Annotated in this window: 1 protein-coding gene; it reads left to right on the forward strand. The window is 66.8% G+C overall.

Going from position 1 to position 1,653, the window contains the following annotated elements; all coding sequences use genetic code 11:
- On the forward strand, window positions 1-1,653 hold a 1,653-nt coding region (acs, locus tag G9Q80_RS15260; RefSeq protein WP_168246495.1), incomplete at both ends, for an acetate--CoA ligase.

The raw sequence follows: 1,653 nt of genomic DNA on the forward strand, positions 1-1,653 counted from the left end.
CCCGACGATCCCAACGAACCGGCGCAGAGCATCTCCTATGCCGACCTGCACCGCCGCACCTGCCGCATGGCCAACGTCCTGGAATCCCTGGGCGTGCGCAAGGGCGACCGCGTCATCATCTACCTCCCGATGATCCCCGAGGCCGCCTATGCCATGCTGGCCTGCGCCCGCATCGGCGCGATCCATTCCATCGTCTTCGCCGGCTTCTCGCCCGATGCGCTGAGCGCGCGGATCAACGGCTGTGACGCCAAACTCATCATCACCGCCGACGAAGCGCCCCGCGGCGGCCGCAAGACCCCGCTCAAGACCAATGCCGACAAGGCGCTCTTGCACTGCAAGGACGACGTCAAGTGCCTGGTCGTCAAGCGCACCGGCGGCCAGACCACCTGGGTCGACGGCCGCGACTTCGACTACAACGAGATGGCGCTCGAGGCCGCGGATTACAGCCAGCCGGCCGAGATGAATGCCGAGGATCCGCTCTTCATCCTCTACACCTCCGGCTCTACCGGCCAGCCCAAGGGCGTGGTCCATTCCACCGGCGGGTACCTGACCTATGCCGCGCTCACCCACGAGGTGACCTTCGACTACCATGACGGCGACGTCTACTGGTGCACCGCGGACGTGGGCTGGGTCACCGGCCACAGCTACATCGTCTACGGCCCGCTCGCCAACGGCGCCACCACGCTGATGTTCGAGGGCGTGCCCACCTACCCCGACGCCAGCCGCTTCTGGCAGGTCTGCGAGAAGCACCGCGTGACCCAGTTCTACACCGCGCCGACCGCGATCCGCGCGCTGATGGGCCAGGGTGACGATTTCGTAACCAAATGCGATCTAAGCTCGCTGCGGATCCTGGGCACGGTCGGTGAGCCGATCAACCCCGAGGCCTGGAACTGGTACAACGACGTGGTCGGCAAGGGAAATTGCCCGATCGTCGACACCTGGTGGCAGACCGAGACCGGCGGCCACATGATGACCCCCCTGCCCGGCGCCCACGCGACGAAACCGGGCGCGGCGATGCGGCCCTTCTTCGGCGTGCAGCCGGTGGTGCTGGACCCGCAGTCGGGCCAGGAGATCGACGCCTCGCCGACCGAGGGCGTGCTGGCGATCAAGGACAGCTGGCCGGGCCAGATGCGCACCGTCTGGGGCGACCACGACCGCTTCGAGAAGACCTATTTCTCGGACTACAAGGGCTATTACTTCTCCGGCGACGGCTGCCGCCGCGACGCCGATGGCGATTACTGGATCACCGGCCGGGTCGACGACGTGATCAACGTCTCGGGGCACCGGATGGGCACCGCCGAGGTGGAATCGGCGCTGGTCGCGCATGAAAAGGTCGCCGAGGCGGCGGTCGTCGGCTACCCGCACGAGATCAAGGGCCAGGGCATCTACTGCTACGTCACCCTGATGAACGGCGTCGAGCCGACCGAGGAGCTGCGCAAGGAGCTGCGCACCTGGGTCCGCACGGAAATCGGCCCCATCGCCTCGCCCGACCTGATCCAGTGGGCCCCGGGCCTGCCCAAGACCCGCTCCGGCAAGATCATGCGCCGCATCCTGCGCAAGATCGCCGAGAACGACTACGGCGCCCTCGGCGACACCTCAACCCTCGCCGACCCTTCCGTCGTCGACGACCTCATCGAAAACAGAATGAACAAG

This window comes from Mameliella sp. LZ-28 (assembly GCF_012274245.1).
Taxonomy (GTDB): Bacteria; Pseudomonadota; Alphaproteobacteria; order Rhodobacterales; family Rhodobacteraceae; genus Antarctobacter; species Antarctobacter albus.